Annotated in this window: 7 protein-coding genes; 5 read left to right on the top strand and 2 right to left on the bottom strand. The window is 61.4% G+C overall.

The annotated features are described in order from the left end of the window. Nucleotides 1-161 precede the first annotated feature (161 nt). Nucleotides 162-917, top strand: coding sequence for an L-ornithine N(alpha)-acyltransferase (gene olsB / locus HX807_RS17110; protein WP_008431132.1), 756 nt, complete (start codon nucleotides 162-164; stop codon nucleotides 915-917). Beyond that, entirely contained in the window at nucleotides 917-1,708 is a 792-nt protein-coding gene (locus HX807_RS17105; RefSeq protein WP_003219789.1) for a lysophospholipid acyltransferase family protein, read from the top strand. Before olsB ends, HX807_RS17105 begins: the two co-directional genes overlap by 1 nt. Nucleotides 1,709-1,817: 109 nt before the next feature. On the opposite strand, the gene HX807_RS17100 is transcribed toward HX807_RS17105, so the two are convergent. After that, nucleotides 1,818-2,402, bottom strand: a complete 585-nt coding sequence (locus tag HX807_RS17100; protein ID WP_003219791.1) for an ACP phosphodiesterase — start codon at nucleotides 2,400-2,402, stop codon at nucleotides 1,818-1,820. A gap of 156 nt (nucleotides 2,403-2,558) precedes the next feature. Here HX807_RS17100 and HX807_RS17095 point away from each other — a divergent pair, with 156 nt between their 5' ends. The 3 genes from HX807_RS17095 to HX807_RS17085 are packed head-to-tail and all read left to right on the top strand — an operon-like array spanning nucleotide 2,559 to nucleotide 5,135. Next, nucleotides 2,559-2,873, top strand: a complete 315-nt coding sequence (locus HX807_RS17095) for a helix-turn-helix transcriptional regulator (RefSeq protein ID WP_003219793.1) — start codon at nucleotides 2,559-2,561, stop codon at nucleotides 2,871-2,873. A 13-nt stretch (nucleotides 2,874-2,886) separates the two neighbouring features. Further along, entirely contained in the window at nucleotides 2,887-4,053 is a 1,167-nt protein-coding gene (locus HX807_RS17090) for an MFS transporter (RefSeq protein ID WP_003219795.1), read from the top strand. Between the two features lie 26 nt (nucleotides 4,054-4,079). Next, the gene (locus tag HX807_RS17085; protein WP_177050525.1) at nucleotides 4,080-5,135 is read left to right on the top strand and encodes an alkene reductase; all 1,056 of its coding nucleotides are present in this window, start codon (nucleotides 4,080-4,082) and stop codon (nucleotides 5,133-5,135) included. A gap of 230 nt (nucleotides 5,136-5,365) precedes the next feature. Here the strand turns inward: HX807_RS17085 and HX807_RS17080 are convergent, their stop codons facing one another. Then, entirely contained in the window at nucleotides 5,366-5,998 is a 633-nt protein-coding gene (locus tag HX807_RS17080; RefSeq protein ID WP_003219798.1) for a TetR family transcriptional regulator, read from the bottom strand. Nucleotides 5,999-6,000 lie beyond the last annotated feature (2 nt).

Raw genomic sequence — 6,000 nt, 5'->3', positions numbered from 1 at the left:
CAGCAACGGATATGTACACAAAAAACACAGCACCCACCGGCGAAATGCCTGTCATCTAAGCGTCACCGTAACTTCATGGAGATGACACCGGCCCTACATAGCCTGACATGGCACAAACAAGTCGACCGGCCGTAACCCTGGCCGGCACTCGGAGACTCGCCATGACTCAGATCGCCCGCATCAGCGACACCGGCAATGAACGCCGCCTGCAAGCCGAACGCCTGATCGGCGCCCAGGCTTTGCAGGAAGCCCAGGCCCTGCGGTTCAACGTGTTCAGCGGCGAATTCAACGCCAAGCTGAAAGGCGCTGAACTGGGCCTGGACATGGATGACTATGATGTTCACTGCAGCCACATCGGCGTGCGGGATTTGAACAGCGGTCGACTCGTCGCCACCACCCGTTTGCTCGATCACCAGGCTGCCACCACCCTGGGCCGCTTCTACAGCGAAGAAGAATTCAGCCTCCACGGCCTGCTGCACCTCAAAGGCCCCATCCTGGAAATCGGCCGCACCTGCGTCGACCCCGCCTACCGCAACGGCGGCACCATCGCCGTGTTGTGGGGCGAGCTGGCCGAAGTCCTAAACCAGGGCGGCTACAGCTACCTGATGGGCTGCGCGAGCATCCCGATGCACGACGGCGGCATCCAGGCCCACGCGATCATGCAGCGCCTGCGCGAACGCTACCTGTGCAACGAACACCTGCGGGCCGAGCCGAAAAAGCCGCTGCCGGCACTGGACCTGCCATCCAACGTCATCGCCGAAATGCCCCCCTTGCTCAAGGCCTACATGCGCCTGGGTGCAAAGATTTGCGGCGAACCCTGCTGGGACGAAGACTTCCAGGTGGCCGACGTGTTCATCCTGCTCAAGCGCGACGAACTGTGCCCGCGGTATGCCCGCCACTTCAAGGCAGCCATGTGATGAGCCGCCTTCGGGTGTACGGGCGAATTGCCCGCGTACTGGTGGTGGTGGCCCTGGGTTTGACCATGGCCAGTGTGTTTGGCGTGTTTGAACGTCTGGGCGTGGCCAACTCGATGGTGCGCCGGCAGCGCTGGTCGCGTTTTTTCATGGCACGGCTGACCAACGCCCTGCCCTTTCGCGTGACCGTTCACGGTGAGTTGCCGCAACAGTCGATGCTGTGGGTCAGCAACCACGTATCGTGGACCGATATCCCGCTGCTGGGGATGGTGGCGCCGATGTCGTTCCTGTCCAAGGCCGAGGTGCGCACCTGGCCGGTGGCGGGCTGGTTGGCCGCCAAGGCAGGCAGCCTGTTCATCCGCCGAGGTTCGGGGGACAGCCAGTTGATTCGCAAACAGATGACGCGTCATCTGGAACAACAACACCCGCTGTTGATGTTCCCGGAAGGCACCACCACCGACGGCCGCGCCCTGCGTACGTTCCACGGGCGGTTACTGGCCAGTGCGATTGATGCCGATGTGTCGCTGCAACCGGTGGCGATTCGTTATCTGCGCGATGGCCACATCGACCCGCTGGCACCGTTTATTGGCGACGATGATTTGCTCTCGCACTTGATGCGTTTGTTCGGCAATGACCAGGGCGACGTGGAAATCCATCTGCTCAAGCCGATTGCCTGCGCCGGGCAGGAACGTGCGGCGCTGGCGTTCCAGGCGCAGCAGGCGGTGCAGAAGGCGTTGTTTGGCCCCCTTCCAGAAGCTGAGCAAATGCCAGCGCGGCCAGCATTCGCGGCCTGAAGCGAGCACGGTGAAAAATGTGGGAGCGGGCTTGCTCGCGAAGGCGGTGCATCAGTCAGCAGATTCATTAGCTGACCCACCGCTTTCGCGAGCAAGCCCGCTCCCACATCTATAGTTGTATTGCCAACTGGCTATTTGAGAACCGCTGCAATTCTGGGTAAAACACCCGAAAATCCTCGCTCAACGGCTCGTACAGCGCTCGTAATTCCTGCATGGCATGGCCCAGTTCTTCGGGCCGTGTCAGGCGCCGGCCAATTCCTCGAAGTACCTGTTCCATGACCGCAAATTCGCGGTACGAACCCAGCCAGTCATCCGCCGCCATGTACGGCGCAATCTGCGCCAGCCGCCCCGGCAACGCCGGCTCTTCGGCGAGCACCCGGTAAACCTCAGAGGTAAATCGCTCCAGCGGCTGATCGGCATATAACGCCCAGTCCCGCGCCAGGCAGTGGTCGAAAAACACATCGAGGACAATCCCGGCATAGCGGCGCCGGGTCAGGGTGAAGCGCGACAGCGCCTGCCCGATCAGCGGATGACTGTCGGTGTAGCGATCGATTGAGCGATGCAACTGAATCGCCGACTCGATTTGCGGGCTGAACTGGCCTTGCAGGCGACCTTTAACAAAGTCGCCATACAGGCTGCCAAGCAATTGAGCAGGAAGTTGGCCGCCGAGGTGCAGATGTGCGAGATAATTCATGGCGCGCAGTCTAGCACTGCCGTCAACGTATCGTTATAACCCGATATACCGATTCAATCTGGTTTAAGACCAAATTCATATTGGTATATCGGGATACAACGATTTAAAGTTCGCCTCATCGCGATATAACGTTTTACAAAACCGAGCATCACTGCCATGTCCATCGACCTCGACGAAATAATAAAAGCCCTGGCGCACCCAGTACGGCGAGACATCCTCAACTGGCTGAAAGACCCGAAAGTGCAATTCCCCGAGCAGCTGCACAACCACGAATACGGCATTTGCGCCGGGCAGATCGACCAGCGCTGCGGGCTGTCTCAGTCCACCGTGTCGGCGCACCTGGCGAACCTGCAACGGGCGGGGCTGATCAGCAGCCAGAAGGCCGGCCAATGGCACTTTTTCAAACGCAATGAGGACGTGATCCAAGCCTTCCTCAAAGCGCTCACCGAAGAACTCAGCGCACCGCTGTAACAAGGACCCATCAATGCCTCTCTCGCTACTCATCCTGGCCTTAAGCGCCTTCGCCATCGGTACGACCGAGTTCGTCATCATGGGCCTGTTGCCCGATGTGGCGGCCGACCTCGGTGTATCGATTCCCGGCGCCGGCTGGCTGGTGACCGGCTACGCCCTGGGCGTGGCCATCGGTGCCCCCTTCATGGCACTGGCCACCGCCAAGCTGCCGCGCAAGGCCGCCCTGGTAGCGTTGATGGGCATCTTTATCATCGGCAACCTGCTCTGCGCCCTGGCCAGCGACTACAACGTGCTGATGTTTGCCCGTGTGGTCACCGCGCTGTGCCACGGCGCCTTCTTCGGTATCGGTTCGGTGGTCGCCGCCAACCTGGTGCCGGCCAACAAGCGTGCTTCGGCCGTGGCGCTGATGTTCACCGGCCTGACCCTGGCCAACGTGCTCGGCGTACCGCTGGGCACCGCGCTGGGTCAGGAAGCCGGCTGGCGCTCGACCTTCTGGGCCGTGACGGTGATTGGGGTGATCGCCCTGATCGGTCTGATCCGCTTCCTGCCGGCCAAGCGTGACGAGGAAAAACTCGACATGCGCGCCGAGCTCAGAGCACTCAAAGGCGCCGGCATCTGGCTGTCGCTGAGCATGACCGCGCTGTTCGCTGCGTCGATGTTCACCCTCTTCACCTACGTCGCGCCGCTGCTGGGGGACGTCACCGGTGTTTCGCCCAAGGGCGTGACCTGGACCCTGCTGCTGATCGGCCTGGGCCTGACCGTCGGCAACATTATCGGCGGCAAGCTGGCAGACAAGCGCCTGGCTGCCACCCTGATCGGCGTGTTCATCAGCATGGCGGTGGTGTCCACCGTACTGACCTGGACCAGCGTCGCCGTGATCCCGACTGAAATCACCCTGTTCCTCTGGGCCACCGCCTCGTTTGCCGCCGTACCGGCACTGCAAATCAACGTGGTGACCTTCGGCAAGGCCGCACCGAACCTGGTGTCCACCTTGAACATCGGCGCCTTCAACATCGGCAACGCCCTCGGCGCCTGGGTGGGCGGCAGCGTGATTGCCCACGGCTTCGGCCTGACCAGCGTGCCCCTGGCCGCTGCTGCACTGGCCGTGCTCGCGCTGCTGGTGACCCTGATTACTTTCCGTCAGACCGGCGATGCCGACCTGGCCCCCGCGACTAACTGATCAACTAAAGAGAAGGGTGTTATCCCATGACGACTATTTTCGATCCGATCAAACTGGGCGACCTGGAACTGTCGAACCGCATCATCATGGCGCCGCTGACCCGCTGCCGTGCCGACGCCGGTCGCGTGCCCAATGCGCTGATGGCTGAGTACTACGTCCAACGCGCTTCCGCCGGGCTGATCCTCAGCGAAGCCACCTCCGTAACGCCAATGGGCGTGGGTTACCCGGACACCCCGGGCATCTGGTCCAACGACCAGGTTCGCGGCTGGGCCAATGTGACCAAGGCCGTGCACGGTGCAGGCGGCAAGATCTTCCTGCAACTGTGGCACGTGGGCCGGATCTCCCACGAGTCGTACCTGGACGGTGAAACCCCGGTCGCGCCAAGTGCCATCCAGCCTAAAGGCCACGTCAGCCTGGTACGTCCGCTGGCCGACTACCCTACCCCGCGCGCCCTGGAAGTCGCTGAAATCGCCGATATCGTCGACGCCTACCGCGTAGGTGCCGAGAATGCCAAGGCCGCCGGTTTTGACGGCGTGGAAGTCCACGGCGCGAACGGCTACCTGCTCGACCAGTTCCTGCAAAGCAGCACCAACCAGCGCACCGACAACTACGGCGGCTCCCTGGAAAACCGCGCACGCTTGCTGCTCGAAGTCACTGACGCCGTGATTGAAGTGTGGGGCGCCGGCCGTGTAGGCGTGCACCTGGCACCGCGCGCCGACTCCCACGACATGGGCGACGCCAACCTGTCGGAAACCTTCACCTACGTCGCCAAAGAGCTGGGCAAGCGTGGCATCGCGTTCATCTGCTCCCGTGAAAAGGAAGCGGGCGACAGCCTCGGCCCACAACTGAAAGCCGCCTTCGGTGGCCCGTACATCGCCAACGAACGCTTCACCAAGGACAGCGCCAACGCGTGGCTGGCTTCGGGCAAGGCTGACGCCGTGGCATTCGGCGTGCCGTTCATCGCCAACCCGGACCTGCCGGCTCGCCTGAAGGCCGATGCACCGCTGAACGAAGCACATCCAGAGACTTTCTACGCCAAAGGCCCGGTCGGCTACATCGACTACCCGACCCTGGCACTCTGATCTGCTGAAACGAAAAAGCCCCGACTTGCGAGAGCCGGGGCTTTTTTATGGGCCGCAGGAAACATTCCTTCACAGCCTTGCAACAATATTGCTACAAAATACTTAGCCAACTACCTATCAACCGCCCGCCAGCCCGTATATAACGTCACCCCACAAAATCAGGGAAAAGCCTGATTGACCAGCCCCGGTGTTTATTGTTGACACAACTGGTCGCAATTACGCATTTTGTCTTAATTGCGCAGGCCAGGGCTCAAGCGCAGCATGTCCAACGCGATATCGACCCAGCGCTCTGCGTCCTGGGCCAACTGGAAACTGTCGGGCACCAGCAGCCACTGGCCGAGAATTCCGTCGATATAGGCGTGCATGCACACCGCGGCACGTACGGTGTCGAGATTCTCCGGAAGCTGCCCGCGATGGACCGCGTTACGCAAGGTCAGCCCGATGCGCAGGTTGCATTCGAGGCTGGCGGTCTGGCGCTGACGGCGCAGATCACACATTTCATCGGTGAATTCGCACTTATGAAACAAAATCTCATTGATGCGCCGGGTCTTCGGGTCCAGGGCCACTTGATGGAACAGATGAATCAGCAGCTTGCGCATGCAACCCAGCGGATCGACCTCGTCCTCGCTCTCACTGGCCCTGGCCAATTCATCCAGCGGCTCGTGCAGTGTATCGAGCATCGCCTGCACCAGGTCGGCCTTGTTGCTGAAATGCCAGTAGATGGCACCACGTGTCACGCCTGCCAGCGCGGCAATATCCGCCAGCGTGGTACGCGCAACCCCGCGCTCGTAGAAGGCCTGCTCGGCCGCTTCAAGAATCTGGCTGCGCGTTTCCTGAGCTTCCTCTTTGGTACGACGAACCATGG

It is taken from the genome of Pseudomonas sp. D8002 (genome assembly GCF_013385695.1).
Classification (GTDB): Bacteria; Pseudomonadota; Gammaproteobacteria; order Pseudomonadales; family Pseudomonadaceae; genus Aquipseudomonas.
Note: the sequence above shows the minus strand (reverse complement) of the source record. Positions and strands in the feature narration are given on the sequence as shown.

Excerpts from the sequence above, each read along its gene's own strand:
- olsB (WP_008431132.1), top strand. The coding sequence starts at position 162 with ATGACTCAGATCGCCCGCATCAGCGACACCGGCAATGAACGCCGCCTG.
- HX807_RS17105 (WP_003219789.1), top strand. The coding sequence starts at position 917 with ATGAGCCGCCTTCGGGTGTACGGGCGAATTGCCCGCGTACTGGTGGTG.
- HX807_RS17100 (WP_003219791.1), bottom strand. The coding sequence starts at position 2,402 with ATGAATTATCTCGCACATCTGCACCTCGGCGGCCAACTTCCTGCTCAA.
- HX807_RS17095 (WP_003219793.1), top strand. The coding sequence starts at position 2,559 with ATGTCCATCGACCTCGACGAAATAATAAAAGCCCTGGCGCACCCAGTA.
- HX807_RS17090 (WP_003219795.1), top strand. The coding sequence starts at position 2,887 with ATGCCTCTCTCGCTACTCATCCTGGCCTTAAGCGCCTTCGCCATCGGT.
- HX807_RS17085 (WP_177050525.1), top strand. The coding sequence starts at position 4,080 with ATGACGACTATTTTCGATCCGATCAAACTGGGCGACCTGGAACTGTCG.
- HX807_RS17080 (WP_003219798.1), bottom strand. The coding sequence starts at position 5,998 with ATGGTTCGTCGTACCAAAGAGGAAGCTCAGGAAACGCGCAGCCAGATT.